Origin of the sequence: Clostridium sp. MT-14 (genome assembly GCF_042436595.1) — a bacterium.
GTDB lineage: Bacteria > Bacillota > Clostridia > Clostridiales > Clostridiaceae > Clostridium_B > Clostridium_B aromativorans.
This window is the reverse complement of the sequence record NZ_JBHMIY010000004.1, coordinates 167,299-193,855: the sequence shown is the minus strand read 5'-3', so window position 1 is coordinate 193,855 and position 26,557 is coordinate 167,299. Positions and strand designations below refer to the sequence as shown.

Here is a 26,557-nt window from a genome sequence, read left to right as displayed (position 1 = left end):
TTGGTGGACTCTTATAGAGTAATAGGACATCAGGGTATAAAGTTACAGATAACAAATTCTATAAAGTTAAATAGATTTTCACATGCTCATATTTTGGTGGGAGAAGATGGTATAGGAAAGAGTATGATTGCTAAAGAGATGGCTATAAGGGTACTGGGCAAAAATGAGTTAAAACCTTATGTTGATATAATTGAATTTAAAATACCTAAAGGCAGAAAATCCATCGGGATAGAAGAAGTAAAAGATATAGTTGAAGAGATAAATAAAAAGCCTTATGAAGGTGATAAAAAGGTAATAATATTATATAACTCTGATAAAATGACGGAGGCGGCTCAAAACGCATTGTTAAAAACTATAGAGGAACCGCCTTCAGGAAGTTTTATGATACTTTTATGTGAAAAGTTAGATGGTATTTTAGATACAATAAAATCAAGATGTCAGGTGTATAAATTTAACAGATTAAGTCAGGAGGATATGCTTCTATTCTTAAAAAATAGATTTCCCCAGTTATCTGGAGAAGAAGTTAAGGCTGTCTTGGCTTTTAGTGATGGGATACCGGGAAGAGCAGAAAAATTCATTTCAGATTCTTTTTTATGTGAGATAAGAGATACCGTTATAGATATGCTTAAAGAATTGAAGGATAATGATTTGGAGTATTCTTTAAAATTTTCTAATTATTTGGTTAATATGAAAGATGAATGGCAGGAAGCACTTACTTGTATTTTATCATATATACGTGATGTATTTATATATAAAGAAACGGGTAATCAAGAATTGATTATAAATGCGGATAAATTTGAATGTATAAAGACTATAGGAGAAATGTTTTCATTTAATAAATTAAATGATATTATTGATATTGTCAAGAATACGAGAGAGAAACTGGAGAAAAATGTGAATCCAGCGTTAGTTTTTGATTCTATGTTGGTGAAAATGCAGGAGGTATAAATGAAATATGGTAATGGTGGTAGGTGTACGCTTTAAAAAAGCAGGTAAGATATATTATTTTTCACCGGCTAATTTAAATGTACAAAAAGGAAATAATGTAATAGTGGAAACGGCTAGGGGAATGGAATTTGGCAAATGTGTCATAAAACCTAAAAATATAGATGAAAGCGATGTAATTCCACCTCTTAAAAATGTTTTAAGAATAGCTACAGAAGAGGATGTAAAAAAACATGATGATAATAAAAGAAGAGAAAAGGAAGCTTTTGAAATATGTTTAGAAAAAATTAAACAGCATAACTTGAAAATGAAACTTATAGATGTAGAATACACATTTGATAACAATAAGGTGATATTTTATTTTACTGCAGATGGAAGGGTGGATTTTAGAGAATTAGTGAAAGATCTTGCCTCGATTTTTAGAACTAGAATAGAACTTAGACAGATAGGGGTAAGAGATGAGGCAAAAATGATAGGTGGGTTGGGGCCCTGTGGTAGGGTTATGTGCTGCTCTGCATTTTTAGGAGATTTTGTACCTGTATCCATAAAAATGGCGAAGGAACAGAACCTATCTTTGAATCCTACTAAGATATCTGGCATATGTGGAAGGCTTATGTGCTGTTTAAATTATGAGCAGGATGCTTATGAAAAAATAAGACAAAGGTTGCCGAAAAAAGGTTCTGTTGTAAATACGGTTTATGGCAGGGGAGAAGTTATGAGTAATTCTGTAGTGAAGGAAAGTGTTAAAGTTAAAATAAAAAATGAAGATGGTGAGGATATGATAAAAGAAGTATTGATAAATCAAATTGAAATGGTTTCGGGTGGATTTGAGGGTAGTATAAATGATGAGGAAATAGAAGTTGATGTGGGAAATGAAAATTCAGATGTAATTAAACAATTATTTAAGGAAGAGTAGAGAGGTGGCGTATGAAGTCTGTACTTAAAATTTCTGATATGCGTACTGCTGAGGATGTTAATAAAATAAGATATTGTATCTCTAATAATGAAGGAATTATTGCTTTTGAGATAAATAAAGAAAAGAGTGAGGTAAGCATAGTATATGATAATTATTTTGTAACAAAGGATAAAATAATCCAATGTCTTGAAGATATGGGGTATATGGTATTATAAAATTCTCTTTAAAAGTAATTATAAATATGATAGAATAGCAAGGGATAGGATAAATAACTTGTAAGATCATAAGGAGGTGTGACGTAAATGGCATATAAAATTACAGATGCTTGTGTAAGTTGTGGCTCATGTGCTTCAGAATGCCCTGTTGATGCTATAAGTCAAGGGGATACCCAATTTGTAATAGATGCAGATACCTGTATAGAGTGCGGAAACTGTGCTAATGTTTGTCCAGTAGGAGCACCAGTTCAAGAGGATTAATCTTTAAAAAGGCTGCCTAAATATGGTGGTCTTTTTAATTTGGACAAGTATTTAATTTATCAAGTGATTCTTAGGTTCAGATGGTGTTCGCTAACAGGAAATGCTCTTTAATTGATATTTGTTCTTTGCACCTTGTACTTTGGATTTTGAATTTTATAATAAAGAGGGAGCGTTAGGATAAAAGGTGTAAGTACTATGAACGTTAAAAAATTAACAGATATGAATAAATTTATATCTTCGTATAATGTTACATTAACGGTAAAGAGTATAAAATTTTATACGAATATTTATATAGACATAATAAGTGTAAACTAAAGGCGAGGATTAAATTAACTAGATGGAGGAGAAAAAATGGATATATCTGTTATTATATTTTTGTTTTTTGGGATACTTTCAGTAGTAGTTGGTTATATAATAGAAGGTGGACAGGCAACTGCACTTTTAGGAGCTACTGCAGCCATAATAGTTTTTGGAGGAACAATTGGTGCTACAGGACTATCTTTCCCAATGGATATATTAAAAAGAATTCCCAAAATATTTAAGGTGCTTTTTAATCCCAGAAAAACAGATTTACCAGCTTTAATTTCATATTTTAAGGATGTATCCTACAAAACAAGAAAAAATGGATTATTGAGCCTAGAAAGCGAAGTGTCTAATGATCCAAATTTGGATCCTTTTATAAAAAAGGGTCTTCAGCTTGTTGTAGATGGAGTGGATCCGCAGGCTGTGAGAAGCATATTGGAATTAGAACTTGATTCTACGTCTGAAAGGCATAGAGAAGGTGCTGATATATTTGAAAGTGCGGGCGGGTATGCACCTACTATGGGTATTGTAGGTACAGTTATGGGACTGGTTCATGTTTTAGGAAATTTGGAGGATACTTCTACCTTAGGACCAAAAATAGCGGTGGCATTTTTAGCTACATTATATGGTATTGGATCTGCAAATCTTTTATGGCTTCCTATAGGAAGTAGGCTGAAACAGGCAGATGAGAGAGAAGTAAAAGAAAAGACACTTATTATTGAAGGTGTGCTCTATATTCAAGAGGGAATAAATCCAAATACGATAGCGGAAAAATTAAAGAGTTTCTTAAATAAAGAGGAGTTATTGAGATATGAGGCATTAGAAGGGAAGGCTGAGATATGAAAAGAATGAGGAAGCCGGGAAAAAAGCCAGAGGGCCTAAGATGGATGCTAACTTATTCTGACTTGATAACACTGCTTATGATATTTTTTGTTGTTATGTATTCCATGAGCCAGGTAGATCAGACCAAATACAAGCAGCTTTCTGAATCCCTAAGTGTGGCTATGGGAGGAGGCAAAACTATAATAGGCAGTGAGGATAATCCCAGTATTAAGGAAAATGTAAACAAAATGGATAATTTGAATTCTACGCAAGATGAAGAAAAAAAATTATCAGAATTAAAAGCACAAGTAGATAAATATCTTAAGGAAAATGGAATGAGTAAAGACGTATCCACTACTGTAGACGAAAGAGGCTTAGTAGTGAGCATGAATGATACTTTATTATTTGATACGGGCAAAGCGGATATAAAACCACAATTTCAACAGGAGCTTACGGAAATGGGCAAGATTTTGAATCAATTGGGTAATTATATCAGAATAGAAGGACATACGGATAATGTGCCTATTAGTAATAGTGAATACTCTTCTAACTGGAAATTATCCTGTGATAGGGCATCCAATGTTACTGAATTTCTTATAGCAAAATCCGGAATTCAACCTCAAAAGCTTTCAGCAATTGGATATGGTGAATACAGACCTATTGCTGATAATTCTAATGAAACAGGAAAGGCTAAAAATAGGAGGGTGGATGTAATCATATTAAACAGCAAATTTAATGCAGTTGAAAATAACAGTTCAAGTTCAAAGTCCTCTGGAAGTAAAGATAATACAGAAAGTCAAAATACTACAAAAAGTAATAAGTAAAATGGAACTACTATTCCCTGGAATGTTTATCTAGGGATTTTTATTTTAGAGTATTTAAAAAAAACAGTGGATTGACAGTGTTATTTATTTAAATCATAATTATAAATATCAAGTAATGAAAATTTTTGATATAGTGAAAACTGTGAGTTAGATTAGAAATGAGGTATTGAATTTGAATAGTACTTTCTTAAAAGAAGATGAAACCTTAGATGATCTGCAATTAAAGGGACTATATGTAATTCAGAAAAAAAGTACCTTTAGGTTTGGAATAGATGCAGTTTTGCTTGCTAATTTTGCCGATATAAAGAGAAATGCAAGTGTAATAGATTTATGCAGCGGTACTGGTATAATTCCTTTTATACTGGTGGGAAAAACACCTGTGGGTAAAATAATCGGAATAGAGATACAAAAAGACATGGTAGATATGGCCAATAGGTCTGTGCAATTAAATGATGTACAGGGGAAAATTGAGTTTATCCATAGAGATTTAAAGGATTTGAAATATCTAAAAACTCTACCTAAAGCGGATGTAGTTACTGTAAATCCACCTTATAAATTAAAGGATTCTGGAATTGTGAGTTTAAAAGACGAGGATGCCATTGCCAGACATGAAATTTGCTGCGATCTAGAGGATGTTATAAAAGCTGCTAAAATTGTTTTAAAAGATAATGGAAAGATTTATATGATCCATAGACCTGATAGATTTGCAGATATTATATGTACCATGAGGAAATATAAGATTGAGCCTAAATTTATAAGGATGGTTCATCCCAATATAAACAAAGCTCCCAATATGGTATTAATAAAAGGACAGAACAATGCGGGCCGTTTTTTAAAATGGGATGCACCGCTGTATGTACATAAATTGGACGGAAGTTATACAGATGAAATAGATAAAATATATGGAAGAAGTAAGAAAGGATATGGTAGATGATGGGGAAACTTTTTTTGGTGGCAACTCCTATAGGTAATTTACAGGATATAACCTTACGTGGATTAGAGGTACTTAAAAATGTGGATTTAATAGCTGCTGAGGATACAAGGCACAGTTTGAAATTATTAAATCATTTTAATATAAAAAAACCACTTGTCAGCTATCATAAATATAATGAAAATGAAAAATCTATGGAACTGATTAAAAAATTAAAAGATGGATATAACATAGCCTTGATAAGTGATGCCGGAACCCCTGGTATATCGGATCCAGGCAGCATTATGGTGCGCAATTGTATAAAATATGGAATGAATTTTGAAATAATTCCTGGAGCTACTGCTGTTACTACAGCCTTAGTTTATTCAGGATTAGATACTTCAAAATTCATTTTCATTGGTTTTTTGCCTAGAGATGTTAAAAGTAAGATGGGCATTTTAGAAGATATGGCTGAAAGAAGAGAAACACTGATATTTTATGAAGCTCCACATAGATTATTGAATACTTTAAAACAGATGAGAACTGCTTTGGGTAATAGATATGCAGCTGTTTGTAGAGAGCTTACTAAGATTCATGAAGAAATATTGAGATCCACTTTAGAGGAAATACTAAATTATTATGAAAATAGAGAGATAAGAGGAGAATTTGTAATTGTAGTAAAGGGCAAAAGTGAAGAAGAATTTATGAGAGAAAAAAGACAAAAGTGGATAAATTTGTCTGTAGAAGAGCATATAAAAATGTATATGGATGTAGGATTGAGCAAGAAAGAATCCGTGAAAAAAGTAGCTAAGGATAGAAATGTTTCTAAATCTGACATATATATCCATTCTATTAATTTACAATAATTGAAAATGAATGCAAGATGGTGCTGGACACAATTTCCATATTGTTAATAATATTACTTAAAAACAATCAGATTTTCAATAAATAACCGGGTTTTATTAAAGAAATCTAATATTTTTAAGAAAAATTTATTACAGGCGTTGAGATATACTATGATTTAATGCTATAATAAACATATGTTACTTTTAAATTTAAAATTATGCTCCTAGGAGTATCATTTTAAATTTATTTAATGTGGGAGCCCAAATTTATAATTTGGAAGGGGTAATTTAAAAATATATTAGTAGGAGGTAGATAAATTGAATAGAAAGACCTTATCTGTTGCAATGGCTCTAACATTGGCATTGTCAACAGGGACAAGTGTTTTTGCAGCATCGGGTAATTCGGGTTCACTGACTCAAGTTAAACAGCAAAAACAGGATTTGGAGATTAAAGTTGAAAAATTAGATGATGAGATAGGACAAGTTATACAGCAAATTGACAATAATAAAAAAGATATTGGCAAAGTTTCTGATAATATAGAAAACACGCAGACGAAGATGGAGTCAACGGAAAAGGATATAAAAAGCCAGCAGAAAGTATTTAATCAAAGAGTAAGGGCTATGTACATAAATGGCGTGGATAGTTATTTAGGTGTAATACTAAACGCTGACAATTTAAATGATTTCATATCTAGATTGGATAATGTAGCAAAAGTGATGGGGTTTGACAAGGGCGTTATATCGAACTTAACAGATAAAAAAGAAGAATTATCTGCCCAAAAGGAAAAATTAAATAGTGAAAATAAAAGGCTTTTAGCATTGAAGTCCGATAATGAAGAAAAATTGTCCAAGCTTAAAAGCGATAAAAACAGTCAAACCGCATTGATAACATCTTTGGACGCTAAAGAAAAGGAACTTGCAGCAGCAGATGGAGAAACTTCAAGGCTAATTGCTTCGGCAGCAAATAATGTACAGCAGATTAGAAATGCGGCACCAAGAATTACTGGCTCAAATCAGAGTATTTCAAGAGGTGGAAGCGCATCAGTATCTTCAAATGCAATAGTAGCATATGCTTCTAATTTTTTAGGGGTTCCCTATGTCTGGGGAGGAACTTCACCATCGGGCTTTGATTGCTCGGGGTTAGTTTACTACGTATATGCACATTTCGGAATTAATCTTCCAAGAACTTCACAGGCACAGCAAAATGTTGGAGTGCCTGTGTCTAGAAGTCAGCTTCAACCTGGTGATTTGGTGTTTTTCGGTTCACCGGCACATCATGTGGGAATATATGTGGGTAATGGATCATTTATTAATGCGCCTAGAACCGGAAGAAATGTATCCATAGATCCTTTGGATAATAGATCGGATTTTAGCGGTGGAAGAAGGGTCAGGTAGTCAATAAAGTATAATATTAATATATTTAGGAATTTAGACATATTTAAATAAAAAATATACATACATAGTTAAATTTCAGTGGTATTTTACAGAGTTTAGCTATGTCTTTTTTTTATATTTATGGTGATAGATAGTTAGTGTATTATAGATATAAATGGACTTCAAAAAAGCTGATATGAAATTTCCATATCAGCTTTTTTAATAGATATTACTTGCCTTCTCTTAGTTCATTTAAGCATTTCTTACAAATATTTTTACCTCTGTAATTTACTACATCCCTTGCATCACCGCAGAAAATACATGCTGGTTCGTATTTCTTTAATATAATTTGTTCACCATCAACATATATTTCTAAGGCATCCTTTTCAGCAATGTCTAAAGTTCTCCTTAATTCTATAGGAATTACAATTCTTCCCAGCTCGTCCACTCTTCGAACAACACCAGTAGATTTCATTTGTGCTCTCCTCCTTTAATTCCATAATTCGACATAACTACAATTAAATAATAGCAAAAATTACATTAAAAGTCAACATATTTTCATAAAATATTTTACAAATTTCTTATGAAATTCCATCTAAAGTTAATATACTACCAAAATATACAAAAGTCAATAATAATTAAGGTGCTTTGATTTCTGATATACACTTTGAAAGTGGGCTAATATTGGGGGTTAAGGATAAAATTAATATGGATAGAGATAAAATAAAGATAATGTTGAAGGTAATTATGAATAAAATTATAACAAATATTTATAAATAAAATAGTAATTAAATGGATAATTCAATATTATGTGTCGAAATAATTTTATAGTTTTTAATTGAGTATGCTATTTGTAATAAAAAATATAAGCTGGAGTTTTTGCTAATATTATAAAATAAATTATTTTATATGGTAAAATAATAGAGGAGTAGGTGATTGATTTGAATTATTTGAAAAAGTTTATTTATGATTTGAGAGAAATAGTAAATAATATGGAATTAGAAATTTATCTAGTAGGTGGATATGTAAGAGACAAATTGATGAATATAAAGGCTGAACCTAAAGATGCAGATTTCGTAATTAAGGGAGATATTCATCAATTTATAAAGGAAATTGGTAAAAAAGGATATAGATTTTTCACTATAAAAGAAAGTGTAGGTATATATAGATGTGTATTAGGTGAAAATACAATAGATATTTCATCTATGAGGGGTAATTCTATCGAGGAAGATTTAAGAACCAGAGATTTTACTGTAAATGCGATAGCTATGAGAGTTATCCACAATAAAATATTTGATCCATTTTATGGAAGAAGAGCATTGAAAAGTAGAATACTTAAAAGTGTAAGCGATAAAAGTTTGGAAGAGGATCCTGTTAGGATATTGAGAGGCATAAGGTTTTATATAAAATGTGGAATGCATTTTAATTTGGAGACGGAAAAGCAGATTGAAAAAATATCGGATAAAATAATGGAATCACCTAAAGAAAGAATTTGTAGGGAGATAATGCTTATAATAAAAGAAGATCAACTGGGGATAGCTTTTGAAACTATGGATAATTACGGAATACTAAAAAACATTATACCCTATATAGACGAGTTAAAAACCATAGGAAAATGCAAATATCATATGGAAGATGTATTCACGCATATGAATTTGACATATGGAGTATTTAAAGATATTTTAAGGGAAAAAATTAAGTTGAGGAATTTGGATTTAAGTATCTTTGATTGTAGAATAGGGGAATTTAGTCTTAAAGAATATCTAAGTCTGGCTTGTTTTTTGCATGATATAGGTAAATATGAAGCTTATAAAAAGGAGAATAATAAAATAAGTTTTCATGGACATGATATAAAGGGAGCCAGCATATGTAAGGCTTTTTGCGATAATTTGAAATTTCCTAAAAGAGCAGAAAAATATATAGAAAGTATAGTAAAGGGACATATGTATCCACTGGGACTTTTTAAAAACGAAGCTTTTAACAGTAAAAAAGCTACCTACAAGTTTTTTTACAATTATGGCATATGCGCAATTGGAATACTTACTACTGCATTTTGTGATAATTATGCTACTAGAATGAATCTAGATAGGCAAAATGAAAAAGAAAGGTTTAAAATATTTATTGAATATATGTTAAAAGAATATAAACTTTACTGTAAAATGAAGGAAGATAGACTTTTGAATGGAGAAGATGTTGTAAAAATTTTAGGGCAGGAAGGTCCCGTTGTGAAAATTGCTCTTGAAGATATCCACAGACTTAGATATTTGGGAAAAATAAATAATAGAAGAGAGGCAATTGATTATTTAAAATCACAGCCATTTTAAAGTACATTGAAGAAGTATTAACAACAAGAGTTATCCACGGTGTGGATAACTCTCCATTAAATTGTTGTAAGTACAATAATATCAATAATGTGACTTATCCACAGAAAATGTGCATAAAGTTGTGATTTTTGTGGACAAGTATTTGGAATTATAAACTATATTATAGATTTTGGAATAAAATGGAAAAATTACTTATCTACACTTTGAAAAGTAGAAACTATAAAATCAAACTCGTGAGCATCTGTAATTTCTCCATAACTGTCTTCAGAAATTCCAGGATAATAATAAAGTATAAACTTTTCCTTGGACACTATATTTTTAATTATAATATACTTTTTATCCAATTTTATATCTTGTAATGTAGCGAGAACAAAATATCTGTCATTTTCACCAGTCCTATTATTTACAAGATTAATTGAAAAATTATCATGTTTTGTTAAATTTATTTTTTCCCTGTCACAATATATGATGTTTGAGCCGCTTTTACATCCCAGGCAGCTGTCAAATTTACAGTCAGCGGTACAGTTTAGGCATTCGCAATCAGCGCATTTTTCAAGTTGTGATAAAGATTCTAAATGGTCATTTTTATAGGATTCCAATAGAGAAATATATTTATCTGCGTTTAATCTTTTAAAAAAATTTTTTGTATTAAGGTCACTTTCCGCAGCCTCTATTAGTTCTATATATTTTTTTAAAGTTGCTATTTTGGCAGTATATTTTCGCCTGGTCAAGATTTTTTTATCTACAAAAGGTGAAATATTGTCTATAGCATAGGTTATATCCACAAATATTTTCCCGTATTTATTCTTTTGAAGCTTTATAAATTGATGAACTTTATCCATGATATCACCTAATTTTGCTTATATTTTTTTAATTCTTCATCAATATCAACTTCATCTAATTTTTCAAATTCCTTCTCCAAAGTATCTTCTTCCTTTAAATCTCCAAGTCCTTCAGCTAGAGCTTCTTTCTTTTGAATTTTTCTTTCGATATCATCTAAGTTTATCCTATTGTTCCCCGTATCTACATTGGCCATTATTTCATTTACTTTTTTACTGGCTTCAGCATTGTTAAATCTTGCGGCAGCTTCATCTCTGTATACTCTGGTTTTGTGAATTTCCTCTTCTAGTTCCTTTAATTTGACTTTTACTGATTCAGCTTTTTCGCAGGCATCTTTGTAACTTGCCTCAAGAGATGTATAGCTTTTATCAGCCTCTAATTTTCTAGCAAGAGCCTTTTTAGCTAATTCTTCATTTCCTTTACTTAGGGCAAGTTTTACTTTGCCGTCGAATTCAGCAGATATTCTCTTTGATTCTTCCATCTTTTTTTCAATTTCGTGAACATTTCCCAATATTTGAGCTGAAGATAATTTAGCTTTATTTAAACTGTCCTCCATATCTCTTAATTTTTGATCCAGTAATTCAATGGGGTTCTCCACTTCATCTAAAGTGCCATTTACCTTTGCTCTGAAAATATTGGATATTCTCTTCAACACGCCCATAAAAAATCCTCCTTAAATTATCTTTTCCTTTTAAATTTATTTATTCTATTTATGATAAAAATTATTATGAGTACTAATATTACAAACTTAGCAAAACCCCAGAAAAAACTTGCTAAAAGACTGCTTCCTCCATAATATCCGTTATTATATCCCCAGGGTATGGGAATTGGTATAGGGAAAAAAGATCTTCTGCTTTCATTGTTATAGTTTCCCTTAGACTGAGAAGTGCTGCTGCTGGCTTTGTCATTGCTGGATTTTGAAGAAGAATTAGGTGCATTGGAAAAACTACCTGATTTAAAATTTCCACTAGAGCTGTTACCACTGGAGCTTTTATGAAAGGTAGACTTAGGTGAAGAAAAACTACCTGATTTAAAATTACCTCCGGAAGATTTTGAACTACTAATATGTGAAATAGAAGTTCCAAAACCGTGTCCGCTGGAGTGTGAACCTTTGGCATAAACAATACTGGAATTATTGTTTACAACTAAATTAGCGGACTGTATGTTAAAAATACCTGCTGATAGAAATAGGAAAGTAAGCAATAATGATATAATAAAGTATTTTTTATTATGCTTAATTTTAGTCACCCCCTTAAGTCCTCACATCTCTTTCATAGTAACATAATATTTGGTTGATAGCTACTAGAACAATTCACAATGCACAATTCAATATCGTTATGTTATTTATTATATAGTATTAAATAACACATAACAAGTCTTAAATTAACTTATTTTAGGTAACTTAAGACGATTTACTTGTAAAAATATTATATTTTTATGTATTTTATAAATGTTTAGTTTGTAAAGATTATAAATATGCCATATAATATTAGTATAAATTGAGTTTAAATAATAGAAATTTTAATGTGCTGATGAATATGTTATTTGGGAGGTTGTAAAAATTGAATGAGCAAAATTTTGAAATGAAATATATAAATAAAATAGCGCAAAACATATCAAATAATACAATAATACCTTATGAAGATTTACCGAGATATGATTTGTTTTTATCTCAGGTTATAGATTATTTAAATGATAAATTTGAGGAAGAAAACTATACCAATAACATAGTGCAGAATTATATTAAAAATGAAGTTATATCTAAACCGGAAGACGGGAAAAAAAGAGGATATACAAAAGTTCACCTAACTCAGCTTATTCTGTTAAGCTATATGAGGCCTATATTGACAACAGAAGAAATAAAGAAAGTGTTTGCATTGGCTTTTAATGAGATAAATAATGGAGAAGATGATATAATATCCTGGGAAGATGCATATAAGATATTTTCAGATCTTCAGAAAAACAGTCTTAAAGATTTGATGGCAAAAGAAAGTTTTAATGAAAAAAAGTTTCAGAATATAATGAAAAATATGCACTTGAAAATTGAGGGAAAAGAAGAAGAGAGAATAATGGTATTTTTCGTAGTTATGTCTTTGATCTGCCAGGCAAGTGCGATTAAGAAATTAGTTCAAAATATAGTTAATAATTATGAAGATAAATAAGAACTTTATGTTTCTGTTTATTTTAAAGCAGACAAATTTTTATTCAATAGACATATACTTTGAGCAGCTATGCCTTCCCCTTTTCCTGTAAATCCTAACCCTTCTTCAGTAGTGGCCTTTATGCTTATTGAAGATATGTCTATGTTTAATGTTCTGGCTATATTTGCTCTCATATATTTGATGTAAGGTGATAACTTGGGTTTTTCAGCTATTATGGTAGAATCTATGTTTTCTATAATATAGTTATTATCTCTAATTAAATCCAATACTTTAGATAATAAGCTGAGACTAGATACATCTTTGTATCTTTCATCCTGATCTGGAAAGTACTTACCAATATCGCCTAGACAGGAAGCTCCTAATAAACTATCCATTATTGCATGAGTGAGTACGTCAGCATCAGAATGACCAAGTAATCCCCTGTTGAAGGGAATGATTACTCCACCTAATATAAGATGTCTATTATAAACTAATTTGTGAACATCATATCCAAGTCCAATTCTCATGATTAATCCTCCTGTGAATAAACTTAATTTTAGTAAGAATTACTTTATTGTATTTTATCATATATAATAAAAAGGTGCATTTACAAAGCACCTTAAGATATATCCTTAGAATAATATATTATTTTTTTAGTGTCTTTATCTTTTGTCGTGGTTTCTTTAGGAGTTTTATTTGCAGAGCTAAATAATTTTGATAAAAATAATTTTGCTGAAGATAAAAATGACATATCCTTTTTCTTAACATTTTTTGAAAAATCCACTTTGATAACGTTATCTTTCATAAACTAGCCCCACCTTTCATTAAAAGAATTTCTTTACTTTTATAATATCATAAAAATAAAGAAGTGTTAAGAAAATTATGAAAAATATTCTTATTATTTTTATATTGAGATCATAAAAATTGAGGAGATGGTAAATCCCCTCAATTTTGTGAGATAGAAAGGTATATTACTTTGTATTAGGAAATGTTAACTTGTAATCTATGAGCTTTGTAATTGTGTGGATAATAATATTATATGAAGATTGCTCTAATTTGGTTACTATAATTTAAAAATTATACACATGTTGTCCACAAAAATGTGTATAATGTGTATAAGTAACAAGTTATTTACAATAAAATAAGACAAATTAATTATTGAAAATAGAAAAGAAATAAATAATAACAGGTTATAAACAAAATATGTGTGGATAATGTGTATAAGTAAAAATTTTGTTTTACTAATCAAGCATATATATATTATAATAAATGGTAGAATGTATAGGTTTAATATTAAATTGCCTTATATGATAGTTTTATTATAAAATGGAAACGTAGCACATCAAAGTTCTTTTAAGGTTCTTGAAAAAGTTTTTTCTTGTAAGCAAGTTACTGCGAACCTAAGAATGAGCTTATCCAGACGCTCAGCAGTGCCTATCTTCCTTTAGAAAGTTGGGAGTATTGGCAATGGTAGCCTTCGGATAAAATAATATGTGTCGGGAAAGTGAAAAGGATGATACATAAAAAAATTTTAATTACAATAATTTTAATATTTTTTGCTGCAGCTGCAGCCTATAGTATATATAAAATTCAAAATTGTAATAGGAACTATGGGGAAAAAAGCGGCAATAAAGTAAATTCGAAGATAGATCATCAGACTGAAAAAAAAAATATAAATGACAATGCTAATCAATTGAATATAGCTGAGGATAGGATATTTACGGGAGGAGATTTAAAATACAACACCCAGTCTATTCCAGTATTATATTATCATTCAATAGATTATGAAAAAGGAAATGAATTGAGAATTCCAAAGGAAAAATTTAGAGAGGAGATGAAGTTTTTAAGGGACAATGGATATACTACTCTTACTATGAATGAGTTCTATAATTTTTTAGCCTACAATAAGCCTATACCAAAAAAATCGGTGGTTATAACTTTAGATGATGGATATGAGGATAATTATGAAAATGCTTTTCCAATATTAAAAGAATTCGGATTTAAAGCTACTATATTTATAATTACAGGTGCAATAGATAATGGAAAAAATATCTTAACTTCAAGCCAGTTGAGAGAGATGGAACACTATGGTATAGATATTGAAAGTCATACAGTAAATCATGATAAGTTGGATAAACTGACTTATAATGAACAGTTAAGTACATTAAAAAATTCCAAAAATTTTTTGGAAAAATTATTGGGTAAAAGAGTGAATTATATTGCGTATCCCTATGGGGAATGGAATGGAGATACTGTAAAAGCTGTAAAGGCTGCAGGATATAAATTAGCTTTTACCACAGCATCGGGATGGGCTAATAAAAATGAAGGATTATATACATTAAGTAGAGTTTATATAAGTGCAAACCATAAAATGGAGGAGTTTAAAAGACGATTGACAAATGAAAAATATAATATTTCAAATTGAATTAACACATTTTGAAAAAATAGTTAAAAATTTTTGTGATTAAGTGATAATATATCATTGTGGAGGCGGAAAAATTGAGTAAAGGGAAAAAAATAAAAGTATTTATTTTGGGAGTGGCTTTTACAATTTTAATCTTCCAATTTAAGACGTTGGCACAATCTTCAGTTGGAACTCCTAGAGTGAATATAGACACCAATAAAGAGTGGACTGTTAAATTTAGTAGAGCCCTGAATCCAAGTACTGTAAATAGTTCCAATATATCTGTTACGCATGTTATAGATGGGAAAAATGTTACAGTACCGGTGATGGTAACTTTGGGAAGTGATCCCACGACTGCAATAGTGAGCCCTAGAACAGGCGGATATGAGCCGGGGGAAAAGTACAATCTTACCATAAGTGGTTCAATAGAATCAGCATCGGGAAAAAAGCTGAATAATTCTGTGACTTTACAGTTTGTTACAGATAATGCCTATTCTGATGGGACAAATTATCCGGATCTTCCAAGCATAAGTTCTAATCAGTTTGAGTATACACCACTTTTATCATCTCAAAAGCAGGGATTTTTTCTAAACGGTAATAATGGGACAAGTGTTCAGTATAGAGTATTTGTAAATGCACAAAATGAAGCGGGAGAATCCTATACAGAACTTACCAGTGGTTATACCAGTGAGGAAAATGGGAAAATAACATCTTTGAAGACATTGAGTTCGGGGTCTAATGGAGAGAAATATAAGGCAATTATCTATGTGAAAAGAACGGGAGCTCCAGGAGCACATCGAGATGCCAATACAGATTATGATAACTACTATATAGATTATTTCAGGTGTGTAGACAGTATTGATGTAAATTCTGGCGATTATGTAGATTATAATTTATCTCTGGATGACATAGTTAATACTCAGGTAAATTTAGACAGTAATAGTACTCCTGTATTTGTAGCTGACACTGCAATGGATAATGCAGCTTCGAAAAACCAAATAAAGTATTATGTAAATCCCGATAATTTTTTAGACAGCTATGGTAAATATCAGTTTTTGAAACTTACATATGAAGATGGAATCACAGTGGACAGTTTGAATAATTTTTTAAAGGGAAAAGGGATTTTCGAAGGAATGGGACAATCTTTTTTGGATGCAGCCGAAAATAATAATATAAGCGTGGCTTATTTGGTATCACATGCCATGCTTGAAACTGGAAACGGTGAATCACAACTTGCAAATGGTGGAGCTCGTGACAGCAAAAATAAGTATGTTTATGGTAAGGCTGTATACAATTTTTTCGGCATAGGGGCTACAGGCGAAGATGCTGTGCTCAATGGAACTAAAACAGCTTATGAAAATGGATGGGACACCCCGGAAAAGGCTCTCAGTGGAGGTGCCAAATGGATAGCAGCTCAGTACATAAATAATCCTTCATACAATCAGGACACGCTTTATAAAATGAGGTGGGATCCTGCTAATCCAGGACAACATCAATATGCCACGGATATAGCCTGGGCTTATAAGCAGATATCTAATATAAAGTCATTGCAGGATATATTGTCGGGATCCAATGTCAATTTAAAGTTTGAAATACCTAGATTAAAAAAATAACATTGAGATGTATAAAATAAGAAGACAGTCTTGAAATAAAAATATTTTTTATTTCAAGACTGTCTTTTCATTTTTAGGAAATAATCTGTATTATATTTCAATTAATTTAATATGTTTTTTATATTTTTCGTATTCTTATCCTTTACGAAAGGAGCGCAAAATTGAAACGTCTTTTCATGACCGCATTCGGAACAAATACAGTCACATATGTCATAGGGGATACCATTAATCACAGCTACATCTGAATCCTTAGCTATGTAGTCTCCGCCGCATATTTCACAAGGAGTATCATTTATAACAGAATATTCACTTTCAATATATTTCATCATATCTTTAATGGTCATTAGTAGCCTCCAATAAAAAAATTATCATAATATAAATTTAACACTCTTAAAGGGTATTTTCAATAGAATGAAGGGGCTTTTTAAAAAGAGTATTATAGAAATTAGACTAGCATGAGCATTAGAAACATAAGCTTGTTCTAATAAATAGGCTTATATATGCAGAATATATCATATATTAAATATATAAAAAGTAATTAGGATGTAATATTTGTCCAAACGCTGCCAGGTTTAATTTAAAGAGGTGAAATATTGTGATTAACATTATATGGTTTTTTATTTTATCTTTTGGAATATGCTTCGGAGTATTGGGGGGAAGGGGAGAAGAAATATCTAAAGCTATTATTTTATCTTCAGATTCAACGGTAAAACTTGTCATAAGTCTAGCAGGTATAATGTGCTTATGGTGCGGTGTTATGAAAATAGCAGAAAGAAGTGGGCTCATGGGGAGAATAGCTAAAATAATGAAACCAATTTTAAAAATATTGTTTAAAAAAGCTGCTAGAGATGAAAAGAGCATTGGAGCAATAGTTATGAATCTGACTGCCAATATGATGGGATTATCTAATGCAGCTACGCCATTTGGAATAAAAGCTATGGAAGAACTTAAGCGGTTAAATGAAAGAAAAGATGAAGCAAGTGATGATATGTCATTGTTTCTGGTATTAAATGCAGCCTGTATACAATTTGTACCTACTACGGTTATTTCCATAAGGGCGGCTGTTGGATCAAAAAATCCAGCGGAAACTATAGTGCCGGGCATAATAGCAACTTCTGTAGCAGCAATAGTTGGAATAATATGCTGCAAAGTAATGGAAAAATATTTTTGATTAAAATTTAGGGGAACAAAAGGGGGAGAATGATTTGGAATACATTGTAAAGGCTATAATACCTATAATAATATTTGTTATAATTACATATGGAGTATCCAAAGGGGTTAAAGTCTATGAATGTTTTATAGAAGGGGCAAAGGAAGGTATTGGAATATGTATCAAGATATTTCCATACTTACTGGCTATGATAATAGCAGTAGGAGTGTTCAGGGAATCTGGGGCTTTAAATTATTTCATATCTCTTATAAAGCCTGTTGTAAAAGTCATAGGACTTCCTCCAGAAGTGGTTCCCCTTGTACTTATAAAGCCATTATCGGGAAGTGGTGCTTTAGGAGTATTTGCTGAGACATTAAAGGAATTTGGGCCAGACAGTTATATAGGCAGGATATCTTCTATAATCATGGGGTCTACAGAAACTATATTTTATACTATTACAGTTTATTTTGGAGCAGTGGGGATAAAAAAGATAAGGCATACGTTATGGGCTGCTGTAATGGCTGATATAGCTTCTGTTATAGCTGCAGTTACGATAACTAGAATTATGTTTTAATGTAGTATTCCTATAAAATCATATTAGTTGTATAATATATAATATAATTGATAGGTATAGTTTGAGGTGAGAATTAAATTGCTAAAGTGGAAGGAATTATATGAAGAATGTGTAAATTGCCATAAGTGCGGTTTAGGTGACAATAGAACCAATATGGTTTTTGGGGACGGCAATCCTAGGGGAAGAATCATGTTTATAGGAGAGGCACCTGGTGCAGATGAGGATAGAACCGGGTTGCCTTTTGTAGGAAGGGCCGGGCAGCTTTTGACCAGAGCCCTTGAATCCATAGGCCTGTATAGAAAAAATGATTATTACATATGTAATATTTGCAAGTGCAGGCCGGAAAACAACAGGACACCTTATGGACATGAAGAAGAGGCCTGTATTCCATATTTGAGGAATCAAGTGGCACTGGTAAAACCTAAAATAATTGTCTGTCTTGGAGCAACTGCTATGAACTGTATACTGGGAAGAGATTGGAGAATTACAAGAGACAGGGGAAAATGGGTGGAAAGAAAAGGATTTTATATGACTGCTACCTTCCATCCTTCTGCAGTGCTTAGAGATGAGAATAAAAAGGATGCGTTTTGGGAAGACTTGAAAAACATAAAGAAAAAATATGAAGAAACTTTTGATAACAAAAATATTGACAGCTAAAAATATATGACATATTATATTGTTAAATGCGGTGAAGGAAAGAGTAGTAAGTTAATTTATGCGAAGAGAATCGACAATTTGGTGAAAGTCGAAGATAAAACAACTTATGAATATGGCTCCAGAGCAGGCTGTTTGAAATAATAGTAGAGTGACACGGCAGCAGCCGTTATAGTGCAGGGTAATAGATAATCTTGATGTTCTGGATTTTAGTTACCTGTTGAGGTTTTTATTGTAAAATAAAAATAAAATAGAGTGGTAAAGCGTATTTGCGCCTCTATATGAAGATATTTTCTTCATATAGAGGCTTTTTTAAGCCTGTTGCTGCTAAAAATACATTTATTTTACTATAGAATATTTTGTATTCACATAAAATTAAGAGAAAAAGGAGAGAAAAATATGACTAAAAAAACTTATTATATTACTACACCTATTTATTATCCATCTGCAAATCTTCATATAGGAAATACCTATACTACTGTAGCGGCAGATGCTCTTGCTAGATTCAAAAGACTTACTGGGTATGATGTCATGCTTTTAACTGGCACTGATGAGCACGGGCAGAAGATTCAAAGATTGGCAGAGGCCAAAGGAGTGAGCCCTAAAGAGTATGTAGATGAAATAGTGGCTGGTATCAAAGAACTGTGGAAAATGATGAATATAAGTTATGATAAGTTTATAAGGACTACAGAAGATTATCATGTAAAGGCAGTTCAAAAAATATTTAAGAAATTGTATGATCAGGGAGACATATATAAGGGAAAGTATGAAGGTTGGTACTGTACACCCTGTGAATCCTTCTGGACTGAAACTCAATTGGTAGATGGGAAATGCCCCGATTGTGGAAGACCTGTAGAAAAGACAAGTGAGGAAGCTTATTTTTTTAGAATGTCAAAATATGCTCCAAAGCTTATAGATTATATTAAAGCACATCCGGATTTTATACAGCCCGAATCCAGAAAAAACGAAATGATAAATAATTTTTTGAAACCTGGACTTCAGGATCTATGTGTCTCAAGAACATCTTTTAATTGGGGTGTACCTGTAACTTTTGATAAAAAACATGTAATATATGTTTGGATAGATGCACTGGCAAATTATATAACTGCATTGGGTTATGGCAGTGAAAATCAGGAATTATATAAAAAATACTGGCCGGCAGATGTGCATTTAGTGGGAAAAGATATACTGAGATTTCACACTATCTACTGGCCTATAATGCTCATGGCGTTAGGAGAACCTATTCCTAAAAAGGTATTTGGACATGGATGGCTTTTGGTAAATGGGGGAAAAATGTCTAAGTCTAAGGGGAATGTTGTGGATCCTGTAGTTTTAGTGAATAATTTTGGTACAGATGCTGTAAGATATTATCTTTTGAGAGAAATCCCATTTGGCGCCGACGGATTATTCAATAATGAGATATTTATAAATAAGATCAATTCAGATTTGGCTAATGATTTGGGAAATCTTTTATCCAGAACTTGTACTATGATAGAAAAATATTTTGATGGAATAATACCAGTGCCGTCAGAAAAGGAAGCTGTGGACAGTAAGCTTATAGATATAGCTCTTGATACACCTAAGAAAATGGAGAAAAATATGAATGATCTCAGGATACCTGATGCACTGGACAGCATATGGGAACTTGTAAGTGCGGCAAATAAATATATAGATGAGACTACACCTTGGATATTAGCTAAGGATGCAGATAAAAAGAACAGGCTGGGAACTGTACTTTATAATCTCTCTGAATCTTTGAGAATAATAGCAATCTGCATTTCACCATACCTTCCTGAAACCAGTGAAAAGATGTATAAACAGCTTAATGCAGACGTCGTTTCCTGGGACAGTATAGCGTCTTTTGATGGCACCAAAGCTGGAACTAGAATTCATAAAGGGGAGATTTTGTTCCCAAGGATAGATCTGGATAAAAAAATAGAGGAATTAAACGCATTAAAGCAGCAGAATTCTACAAATATACCTAAAGCAAAAGCCTGTAAGAAAGAAGTAAGTATAGATGATTTTGAAAAACTTGATTTGAGAGTGGCTAAAGTATTGAAATGTGAAGCTATAGAAGGATCAAATAAATTACTTAAATTTCAATTGGATTTAGGAAAAGAGAAACGACAGGTGGTTTCGGGAATAGCTAAATACTATAAACCGGAAGAACTTATTGGGAAAAATGTAGTTGTCGTAGCAAATCTGAAGCCTATAAAGTTAAAAGGCGAGATTTCACAGGGAATGATTTTGTCTGCAGCATCGGAAGATAATAAAAAGTTGTTTACCGTATCTGTTCCTGGAGAGCTTCCAGCAGGAAGTACAATAAGCTAAAACAAAATTTGATATTATAATCAGACAAAATACTATCAAAATTTATGGAAATTTGATAGTATTTTGTTGTAATTAAAATAAAGAGATTTGAATGTGAGGAGGGTAAAAATTGAATATAAGCATTTTTGATGCACATTCACATTATGATGATGAAGAATTTGATGAAGACAGAGATCAAGTCATAAAAGAGCTTAAAGATCACGATATAGTGGGAGTACTAAACTGTGGTTCTTCCATAGAGGGTTCTAGGTTCTCTGTAAAATTGACGAAAAAGTATGATATATTTTACGCAGCTGTTGGAATACACCCAGAGTATGCATACAAATTTAATGATGATACAATAAAAGAATTACGAGAACTGGCCAAAAATAAAAAAGTAAGGGCTATAGGAGAAATAGGTCTTGATTATTATTATAGAGAAAATCCATCGAGGGATGTACAAAAAGCTGTATTCATAAGACAGATGGAGCTGGCAAGAGAATTGAATTTGCCCGTAATTATACATGATAGGGAAGCTCATGAGGATACCCTGAATATAATAAAGCAGTTTAAGGATGTTATCGGTGAGATCCATTGCTTTTCAGGAAGCGTTGAATTTGCAAGAGAGTGTTTGAAATCAGGGTATTATATAGGTTTTACGGGAGTAGTGACTTTTAAAAATGCAAAAAAAGTGATAAATGTAGCAAGGGAAGTACCAGTTGATAGGATTTTAGTTGAAACTGACTGCCCTTATATGACACCAGTTCCCTTTAGAGGTAAAAGAAATAGATCTGAGTATATCCAATTTATTATGAGTAAAATTGCAGAAATAAAAGAATTAGAAATAGAGGAAATAAGTAAAATAACAATTTCCAATACAAAGCACTTGCTTAATTTGTAATAATAGTGTAAAATAGGAAAGAGGTTTTAGCATTTTTTATTTAAATTGTATATTTTAGTAATTAAATTTGTAGTTATAACATAGTCTATATAAAAAACCACCAAAAGATAATAAAAACTGTGATTCAAATAAAAAACTATATGGGAGATTCTGGAATAGGGATCATTTTTATATTGCAATCATAAATAAGTATTTTATTTATAAGTTTTATGCATAGGATGCATTGATATTTTGAAAAACAGTTTTATACAGGGTGATATTTGACATGAATTTAGATTCCATTTATAATGGGATATGTCGCTTTTGCCCAGAGGAGGTATTTTTATGGTGGAGAAGTTTAAAGCTTGCTTGAAGAAATATTTTCCCCGTGGTCCTAGAATAGAATTTGTTATATCTATAAGTTTAGTAATTTTGGTTTTAGTAATGTTTAGTATAAAAAAAACGGTGACAATTTCAGTAGATGGTAAGAATATAAAGGCTGTTACATTCAGCCATAACTATGGAAAGGTTTTGACCAGTAATGGAATTAAAATAGGACCGAGGGATAAGGTAATACCTAGTCTAGACAGTGAAGTGAAAGATAAAAGTAAACTGATAATTAAAAGGGCAGTAAAAGTTGAAGTAGCAGTTGATGGTAAAAAATTAAGTATAGAGTCAGCAGAAGATAATGTTGAGAATTTGTTAGAAAATGAAAATATTAAAACCTCAAACATGGATAAAATATATCCGTCTAGAGAGCATGCTATTGTAAAAGGAATGAAAATAGTAGTGACTAGGGTCCAAATTAAGGAGCTGAGGGAAAGTAGACCGATAGAGTATGAAACAGTTTTGAAAAGTGATGCACAAGTTAAATACGGAGCTAAAAGGCTTTTACGAGAAGGACAAAAGGGTGAAAAAGAGATTACAACAAGGGTAATATATGAGGATGGTAAGGAGGTTTCCCGAAAGATAATAAGAGAAATTGTGAAAAAGGAGCCTGTGCAAAAAGTAGTGGCTATAGGCACATTAGCTAACAGTACTCTTTCAAGAGGGGGAAGTACTAATTATGCCAGACACATTAAAATGAGAGCAACTGCATATACTGCAGATTATCAAAGTACAGGTAAGAGACCTGGAGATCCGGCGTTTGGCATAACAGCTTCAGGAACTGTTGCAAAAAGAAGTATTGGCAATTATAGTTCTATAGCAGTTGATCCTAGAGTAATACCACTTGGTACAAGACTTTATGTAGAGGGCTATGGCTATGCCATAGCAGAAGATACAGGCGGAGCAATTAAAGGTAATAGAGTAGATCTATTTTTTAACTCAGGATCAGAAGCTATCAATTGGGGCGTGAAATGGGTTAATGTTTACGTAATTGGGTAGGAGCAGGCGCTCCTATTTTTTCTTTAAATAATTGATTTACCATAGGAGGAAAATATGATTAAAGAGATAATAGTAGTTGAAGGAAGGAATGATGTAAGGGCAGTTAAAAGGGCTGTAGATGCGGAGATTATAGCAGTAGGTGGATTTGGAATAAATAAAGAGGTTATAAATAGAATAAAGGAAGCTCAAAAAAGACAGGGAATTATAGTTTTAACTGATCCAGATTTTGCAGGAGAAAAGATAAGGAGGATAATATCAAAGAGGGTTAAAGGAATAAAACATGCATATATATCTCAGAAGGATGGGGTAAAAAACGGAGATATTGGAGTGGAAAATGCACTTCCAGAAACAATAATAGATTCTCTAAAGAATGCAAAGTGTGAGCTCAAAGAAAAACATTGTGAATTTGATATAAATGATATGATATTTTTTGGACTTACAGGAGAACAGGATTCTAAGGAGAAAAGAGATATCTTAGGTAAAGAGCTTGGCATAGGGTACGGCAATACTTGTCAGTTTTTATTCAGGTTAAATAATTATGGAATAACAAAAGAAGAGTTTAAATTAGCTGTTAATAAAGTAAATAGAAGGATGAATAAGGTGAAGCAATATGAATAAGCTGTCTACAGAAAGTATAGTAAAAAAATACGGATTTAGATTTTCCAAAGCTTTAGGACAGAACTTTTTAATAGATACTTCAGTATTACAGGATATAGTAAATAGTGCAGAAATAGATAAAGGCGATGTAATTATAGAAATAGGTCCTGGAGTGGGAACTTTGACGAGAGAACTTTTAAAGTCTGCAAAAATGGTATATGCTATTGAATTGGATATGAATTTAATTCCTATTTTAAAAGAGGAATTAAAGGAATTCACCAATTTTCAATTAATACATAAAGATGTACTAAAGATGGATTTTTCTCAAATAATAAATGTTGAAGATAATATAAAGATTGTGGCAAATTTACCTTATTACGTAACTACACCTATTATTGCAAAAATGCTAAATGAAAACTACAATTTTAAGACTTTTATTATAATGATACAAAAGGAAGTAGGAGAAAGAATTGCAGCAAAACCTAGTTGTAAGGAATATGGAGCTTTGTCTATACTTGTTCAATATTATTGTGATGTTGAATTAATAAGAAAAGTGAGTCCTTCTTCTTTTATACCTAAACCTAAAGTGGATTCTATAATCATAAAATTAATTAAATTACACAAGCCCAGAGTTAATGTGAAAGATGAAAAGCTATTTTTTAAAGTTGTAAGATGTGCTTTTAATATGAGAAGGAAAACATTGTGGAATGCGGTAAAGCCGTTGAATATATCTAAAGAGTGTATGAAAGAGGCCTTTAATACAGCGGGAATTGATCCTAAAAGAAGGGGAGAGACATTGTCGCTGCAGGAATTTGGCAGGTTATCTGATTGTATACATGAAATATCCGAGAAATTATAATTAACAAAGCATGATTTTTGTATGGAAGTTAAAACTATTTGTTCACTTTTTGAAAGTTTCTTCATATATTATAATGAATATAATATATGGAGGTATAGGAAATTGGCACAAAAAAAGAGTTATAGTAGATACTTTATAATATTACAAGAAGATGAAAAAGGATACTCTTTAGCTTCTGATAAAATTGCTTCAGGATATGCAAAATTGGAGATGAAAAATAATAAGTGCAAAATATCCTATTATGTACAAAATCTCAAGAAAGAAAAAACACCCTATTACATGATGCTTATATGCAATAAAAAAGATATAAAAAATATAATTAAAATAGGTGAAATGAACATAGATGATTATGGAAGAGCGGATATATGTTATGAATATCCTATGGATGATGTGGCTGGCAGCGGCATATCTATGGATAAAGTATCAGGAGCTGCTATAGTCAGAATACTAGATAATAACATAATATCTGTAATGAGCGGATTTGCAAGCACAGAAATACCTCAATGGAAGAACTTTACAATGTTAGAAGATAGGAGTAAGAGCTCAAAAGAAGAAAGCGAAAAAGTTGAAGAATTGGAGACTATTGATACAGAAAAAATTGAAAAAAAGAGTGTATTTGATAAGTATGAAGAGAGTATAGAAAAAGCTAAGACAGATAGAGAAAATAAAATCAAAGAGGATGCAAAAGAAGAACATGCAGATAAAAAGGAAGAGAAGGCATCAGTAAAGGTCGAAAATCAAGTAGAAGAAAAACCATCCACGAAATCGGAAATAAAGAATGAGGAAAATAAATCAGAAGATGATAAAGAGAAAGTTGTTGAGGATACTTTTGAATCAAGAATTAAAAAAGATCTAGAAATGAAAAATGAGTCTGTAGAAGAAGATAATTCTATATACGTAGATGATTCTGTGACTGAGTCCTATAAAAAAGCAGAGATAAATAGGCATAAATGCAAAAAAATAAAAGGAATAAGTCAACCTGGTAATTATCCTCAGGGACCAGAAGGGGACTTTTTTAATAACCTTATGAATGGATTTAAGGAAATTAAAAATATAAGTAAAGAATTAAAAAGATGCAAGTGGTATAAAGTACCTGTGAGTTCTATGGAAGATATGTATAATATGAACGATTATAATAAATATGCCCTAATATATTATCCTATGATAAGTTATTATCCCTATGTAAAAAAGCACTGCCATTATTTATCAGGATATAAATGTGATAAAAAAGGTAGAGTGAAATATCTGGTGTATGGAATTTTAGGTACTAAGGATAAAAGAGATCAGCCTTATGGAGGTAAATCCGGGTTTGTTACATGGGTGTCTTTAAAGGATAAAAATAAAGTGGGATATTGGCTAATGTTTTATGACTTTAAAACAAATACAGTAGTAATACCTGTAAGAAAATAG

Annotated in this window: 29 protein-coding genes and 1 other annotated feature; of the genes, 22 read left to right on the top strand and 7 right to left on the bottom strand. The window is 31.5% G+C overall.

Features of this window, described 5'->3' with window-relative positions:
* The first annotated feature begins 3 nt into the window (after window positions 1-3).
* From ACFHWD_RS05455 to ACFHWD_RS05415, 9 genes are all read left to right on the top strand, one after another.
* A complete protein-coding gene (locus tag ACFHWD_RS05455; protein WP_150358702.1) occupies window positions 4-948 on the top strand; it encodes a DNA polymerase III subunit delta' in 945 nt (314 codons plus the stop codon).
* A 7-nt stretch (window positions 949-955) separates the two neighbouring features.
* Window positions 956-1,861, top strand: coding sequence for a stage 0 sporulation family protein (locus ACFHWD_RS05450; protein WP_150358703.1), 906 nt, complete (start codon window positions 956-958; stop codon window positions 1,859-1,861).
* Between the two features lie 11 nt (window positions 1,862-1,872).
* The gene (locus ACFHWD_RS05445) at window positions 1,873-2,076 is read left to right on the top strand and encodes a heavy-metal-associated domain-containing protein (protein ID WP_150358704.1); all 204 of its coding nucleotides are present in this window, start codon (window positions 1,873-1,875) and stop codon (window positions 2,074-2,076) included.
* Between the two features lie 87 nt (window positions 2,077-2,163).
* Entirely contained in the window at window positions 2,164-2,337 is a 174-nt protein-coding gene (locus tag ACFHWD_RS05440; RefSeq protein WP_106010910.1) for a DUF362 domain-containing protein, read from the top strand.
* Between the two features lie 351 nt (window positions 2,338-2,688).
* On the top strand, window positions 2,689-3,483 hold the full coding sequence (locus ACFHWD_RS05435; protein ID WP_150358705.1) for a flagellar motor protein: 795 nt from the start codon (window positions 2,689-2,691) through the stop codon (window positions 3,481-3,483).
* Window positions 3,480-4,286: a flagellar motor protein MotB gene (locus tag ACFHWD_RS05430; RefSeq protein WP_150358706.1), complete on the top strand. Its 807-nt coding sequence runs from the start codon at window positions 3,480-3,482 to the stop codon at window positions 4,284-4,286. The genes ACFHWD_RS05435 and ACFHWD_RS05430 overlap by 4 nt, the downstream gene beginning before the upstream one ends.
* A gap of 172 nt (window positions 4,287-4,458) precedes the next feature.
* Window positions 4,459-5,220 carry a tRNA1(Val) (adenine(37)-N6)-methyltransferase gene (locus tag ACFHWD_RS05425; RefSeq protein ID WP_229980732.1) on the top strand — a complete coding sequence of 254 codons (762 nt, stop codon included), beginning with the start codon at window positions 4,459-4,461 and terminating at the stop codon, window positions 5,218-5,220.
* Entirely contained in the window at window positions 5,217-6,062 is an 846-nt protein-coding gene (rsmI, locus tag ACFHWD_RS05420) for a 16S rRNA (cytidine(1402)-2'-O)-methyltransferase (protein ID WP_229980731.1), read from the top strand. Before ACFHWD_RS05425 ends, rsmI begins: the two co-directional genes overlap by 4 nt.
* Window positions 6,063-6,359: 297 nt before the next feature.
* Window positions 6,360-7,436, top strand: a complete 1,077-nt coding sequence (locus tag ACFHWD_RS05415) for an NlpC/P60 family protein (RefSeq protein WP_229980730.1) — start codon at window positions 6,360-6,362, stop codon at window positions 7,434-7,436.
* A gap of 208 nt (window positions 7,437-7,644) precedes the next feature.
* On the opposite strand, the gene ACFHWD_RS05410 is transcribed toward ACFHWD_RS05415, so the two are convergent.
* Window positions 7,645-7,890 carry an AbrB/MazE/SpoVT family DNA-binding domain-containing protein gene (locus ACFHWD_RS05410; protein WP_150358710.1) on the bottom strand — a complete coding sequence of 82 codons (246 nt, stop codon included), beginning with the start codon at window positions 7,888-7,890 and terminating at the stop codon, window positions 7,645-7,647.
* A 457-nt stretch (window positions 7,891-8,347) separates the two neighbouring features.
* Between ACFHWD_RS05410 and ACFHWD_RS05405 the strand changes: the two genes are divergently transcribed.
* Complete coding sequence (locus ACFHWD_RS05405; protein ID WP_378060933.1) at window positions 8,348-9,739, top strand: HDIG domain-containing metalloprotein; 1,392 nt, start codon at window positions 8,348-8,350, stop codon at window positions 9,737-9,739.
* 188 nt (window positions 9,740-9,927) lie between these two features.
* On the opposite strand, the gene ACFHWD_RS05400 is transcribed toward ACFHWD_RS05405, so the two are convergent.
* The 3 genes from ACFHWD_RS05400 to ACFHWD_RS05390 are packed head-to-tail and all read right to left on the bottom strand — an operon-like array spanning window position 9,928 to window position 11,827.
* On the bottom strand, window positions 9,928-10,581 hold the full coding sequence (locus tag ACFHWD_RS05400; protein WP_150357447.1) for a DUF1292 domain-containing protein: 654 nt from the start codon (window positions 10,579-10,581) through the stop codon (window positions 9,928-9,930).
* 8 nt (window positions 10,582-10,589) lie between these two features.
* Entirely contained in the window at window positions 10,590-11,240 is a 651-nt protein-coding gene (locus tag ACFHWD_RS05395; RefSeq protein ID WP_150357449.1) for a PspA/IM30 family protein, read from the bottom strand.
* A 17-nt stretch (window positions 11,241-11,257) separates the two neighbouring features.
* Window positions 11,258-11,827 carry a hypothetical protein gene (locus ACFHWD_RS05390; protein ID WP_150357451.1) on the bottom strand — a complete coding sequence of 190 codons (570 nt, stop codon included), beginning with the start codon at window positions 11,825-11,827 and terminating at the stop codon, window positions 11,258-11,260.
* A gap of 335 nt (window positions 11,828-12,162) precedes the next feature.
* On the opposite strand from ACFHWD_RS05390, the gene ACFHWD_RS05385 reads away from it, so the two are divergent.
* Window positions 12,163-12,741, top strand: coding sequence for a DUF1836 domain-containing protein (locus tag ACFHWD_RS05385; RefSeq protein ID WP_150357495.1), 579 nt, complete (start codon window positions 12,163-12,165; stop codon window positions 12,739-12,741).
* A 17-nt stretch (window positions 12,742-12,758) separates the two neighbouring features.
* On the opposite strand, the gene ispF is transcribed toward ACFHWD_RS05385, so the two are convergent.
* Both ispF and ACFHWD_RS05375 read right to left on the bottom strand, forming a co-directional pair.
* Window positions 12,759-13,247, bottom strand: a complete 489-nt coding sequence (gene ispF, locus ACFHWD_RS05380; protein ID WP_150357453.1) for a 2-C-methyl-D-erythritol 2,4-cyclodiphosphate synthase — start codon at window positions 13,245-13,247, stop codon at window positions 12,759-12,761.
* 92 nt (window positions 13,248-13,339) lie between these two features.
* Complete coding sequence (locus ACFHWD_RS05375; RefSeq protein WP_150357455.1) at window positions 13,340-13,525, bottom strand: hypothetical protein; 186 nt, start codon at window positions 13,523-13,525, stop codon at window positions 13,340-13,342.
* 708 nt (window positions 13,526-14,233) lie between these two features.
* On the opposite strand from ACFHWD_RS05375, the gene ACFHWD_RS05370 reads away from it, so the two are divergent.
* The gene (locus ACFHWD_RS05370) at window positions 14,234-15,145 is read left to right on the top strand and encodes a polysaccharide deacetylase family protein (RefSeq protein WP_179978153.1); all 912 of its coding nucleotides are present in this window, start codon (window positions 14,234-14,236) and stop codon (window positions 15,143-15,145) included.
* A gap of 74 nt (window positions 15,146-15,219) precedes the next feature.
* On the top strand, window positions 15,220-16,737 hold the full coding sequence (locus ACFHWD_RS05365) for a glucosaminidase domain-containing protein (protein ID WP_179978152.1): 1,518 nt from the start codon (window positions 15,220-15,222) through the stop codon (window positions 16,735-16,737).
* 101 nt (window positions 16,738-16,838) lie between these two features.
* Here the strand turns inward: ACFHWD_RS05365 and ACFHWD_RS05360 are convergent, their stop codons facing one another.
* Window positions 16,839-17,081 carry a metal-binding protein gene (locus ACFHWD_RS05360; protein WP_179978151.1) on the bottom strand — a complete coding sequence of 81 codons (243 nt, stop codon included), beginning with the start codon at window positions 17,079-17,081 and terminating at the stop codon, window positions 16,839-16,841.
* 251 nt (window positions 17,082-17,332) lie between these two features.
* On the opposite strand from ACFHWD_RS05360, the gene ACFHWD_RS05355 reads away from it, so the two are divergent.
* From ACFHWD_RS05355 to ACFHWD_RS05315, 9 genes are all read left to right on the top strand, one after another.
* Window positions 17,333-17,908 carry a nucleoside recognition domain-containing protein gene (locus tag ACFHWD_RS05355; RefSeq protein ID WP_229980727.1) on the top strand — a complete coding sequence of 192 codons (576 nt, stop codon included), beginning with the start codon at window positions 17,333-17,335 and terminating at the stop codon, window positions 17,906-17,908.
* A 34-nt stretch (window positions 17,909-17,942) separates the two neighbouring features.
* Complete coding sequence (locus tag ACFHWD_RS05350) at window positions 17,943-18,461, top strand: spore maturation protein (RefSeq protein WP_150357464.1); 519 nt, start codon at window positions 17,943-17,945, stop codon at window positions 18,459-18,461.
* A 78-nt stretch (window positions 18,462-18,539) separates the two neighbouring features.
* Window positions 18,540-19,118: a uracil-DNA glycosylase family protein gene (locus tag ACFHWD_RS05345; RefSeq protein WP_150357466.1), complete on the top strand. Its 579-nt coding sequence runs from the start codon at window positions 18,540-18,542 to the stop codon at window positions 19,116-19,118.
* Window positions 19,119-19,140: 22 nt separating this feature from the next.
* Window positions 19,141-19,397: a binding site (T-box leader), on the top strand.
* A 117-nt stretch (window positions 19,398-19,514) separates the two neighbouring features.
* A complete protein-coding gene (gene metG, locus ACFHWD_RS05340) occupies window positions 19,515-21,446 on the top strand; it encodes a methionine--tRNA ligase (protein WP_229980725.1) in 1,932 nt (643 codons plus the stop codon).
* A 109-nt stretch (window positions 21,447-21,555) separates the two neighbouring features.
* On the top strand, window positions 21,556-22,326 hold the full coding sequence (locus ACFHWD_RS05335; RefSeq protein ID WP_179978148.1) for a TatD family hydrolase: 771 nt from the start codon (window positions 21,556-21,558) through the stop codon (window positions 22,324-22,326).
* 324 nt (window positions 22,327-22,650) lie between these two features.
* A complete protein-coding gene (locus ACFHWD_RS05330; protein ID WP_150357470.1) occupies window positions 22,651-23,691 on the top strand; it encodes a 3D domain-containing protein in 1,041 nt (346 codons plus the stop codon).
* A gap of 54 nt (window positions 23,692-23,745) precedes the next feature.
* Window positions 23,746-24,309, top strand: coding sequence for a ribonuclease M5 (gene rnmV / locus ACFHWD_RS05325; protein WP_179978147.1), 564 nt, complete (start codon window positions 23,746-23,748; stop codon window positions 24,307-24,309).
* The gene (gene rsmA / locus ACFHWD_RS05320) at window positions 24,302-25,147 is read left to right on the top strand and encodes a 16S rRNA (adenine(1518)-N(6)/adenine(1519)-N(6))-dimethyltransferase RsmA (protein ID WP_229980723.1); all 846 of its coding nucleotides are present in this window, start codon (window positions 24,302-24,304) and stop codon (window positions 25,145-25,147) included. Before rnmV ends, rsmA begins: the two co-directional genes overlap by 8 nt.
* A gap of 102 nt (window positions 25,148-25,249) precedes the next feature.
* Window positions 25,250-26,557 (top strand): hypothetical protein, encoded by a 1,308-nt coding sequence (locus tag ACFHWD_RS05315; RefSeq protein WP_150357476.1) that lies wholly within the window; start codon window positions 25,250-25,252, stop codon window positions 26,555-26,557.

What these genes read in the sequence shown, in the direction of transcription:
- metG (WP_229980725.1), top strand. Translation starts at nt 19,515, where the DNA reads ATGACTAAAAAAACTTATTATATTACTACACCTATTTATTATCCATCT.
- rsmA (WP_229980723.1), top strand. Translation starts at nt 24,302, where the DNA reads ATGAATAAGCTGTCTACAGAAAGTATAGTAAAAAAATACGGATTTAGA.
- ACFHWD_RS05360 (WP_179978151.1), bottom strand. Translation starts at nt 17,081, where the DNA reads ATGACCATTAAAGATATGATGAAATATATTGAAAGTGAATATTCTGTT.
- rsmI (WP_229980731.1), top strand. Translation starts at nt 5,217, where the DNA reads ATGATGGGGAAACTTTTTTTGGTGGCAACTCCTATAGGTAATTTACAG.
- rnmV (WP_179978147.1), top strand. Translation starts at nt 23,746, where the DNA reads ATGATTAAAGAGATAATAGTAGTTGAAGGAAGGAATGATGTAAGGGCA.
- ACFHWD_RS05385 (WP_150357495.1), top strand. Translation starts at nt 12,163, where the DNA reads ATGAAATATATAAATAAAATAGCGCAAAACATATCAAATAATACAATA.
- ACFHWD_RS05430 (WP_150358706.1), top strand. Translation starts at nt 3,480, where the DNA reads ATGAAAAGAATGAGGAAGCCGGGAAAAAAGCCAGAGGGCCTAAGATGG.
- ACFHWD_RS05330 (WP_150357470.1), top strand. Translation starts at nt 22,651, where the DNA reads ATGGTGGAGAAGTTTAAAGCTTGCTTGAAGAAATATTTTCCCCGTGGT.
- ACFHWD_RS05410 (WP_150358710.1), bottom strand. Translation starts at nt 7,890, where the DNA reads ATGAAATCTACTGGTGTTGTTCGAAGAGTGGACGAGCTGGGAAGAATT.
- ACFHWD_RS05450 (WP_150358703.1), top strand. Translation starts at nt 956, where the DNA reads ATGGTAATGGTGGTAGGTGTACGCTTTAAAAAAGCAGGTAAGATATAT.
- ACFHWD_RS05375 (WP_150357455.1), bottom strand. Translation starts at nt 13,525, where the DNA reads ATGAAAGATAACGTTATCAAAGTGGATTTTTCAAAAAATGTTAAGAAA.
- ACFHWD_RS05445 (WP_150358704.1), top strand. Translation starts at nt 1,873, where the DNA reads ATGAAGTCTGTACTTAAAATTTCTGATATGCGTACTGCTGAGGATGTT.
- ispF (WP_150357453.1), bottom strand. Translation starts at nt 13,247, where the DNA reads ATGAGAATTGGACTTGGATATGATGTTCACAAATTAGTTTATAATAGA.
- ACFHWD_RS05435 (WP_150358705.1), top strand. Translation starts at nt 2,689, where the DNA reads ATGGATATATCTGTTATTATATTTTTGTTTTTTGGGATACTTTCAGTA.
- ACFHWD_RS05440 (WP_106010910.1), top strand. Translation starts at nt 2,164, where the DNA reads ATGGCATATAAAATTACAGATGCTTGTGTAAGTTGTGGCTCATGTGCT.
- ACFHWD_RS05400 (WP_150357447.1), bottom strand. Translation starts at nt 10,581, where the DNA reads ATGGATAAAGTTCATCAATTTATAAAGCTTCAAAAGAATAAATACGGG.
- ACFHWD_RS05370 (WP_179978153.1), top strand. Translation starts at nt 14,234, where the DNA reads ATGATACATAAAAAAATTTTAATTACAATAATTTTAATATTTTTTGCT.
- ACFHWD_RS05395 (WP_150357449.1), bottom strand. Translation starts at nt 11,240, where the DNA reads ATGGGCGTGTTGAAGAGAATATCCAATATTTTCAGAGCAAAGGTAAAT.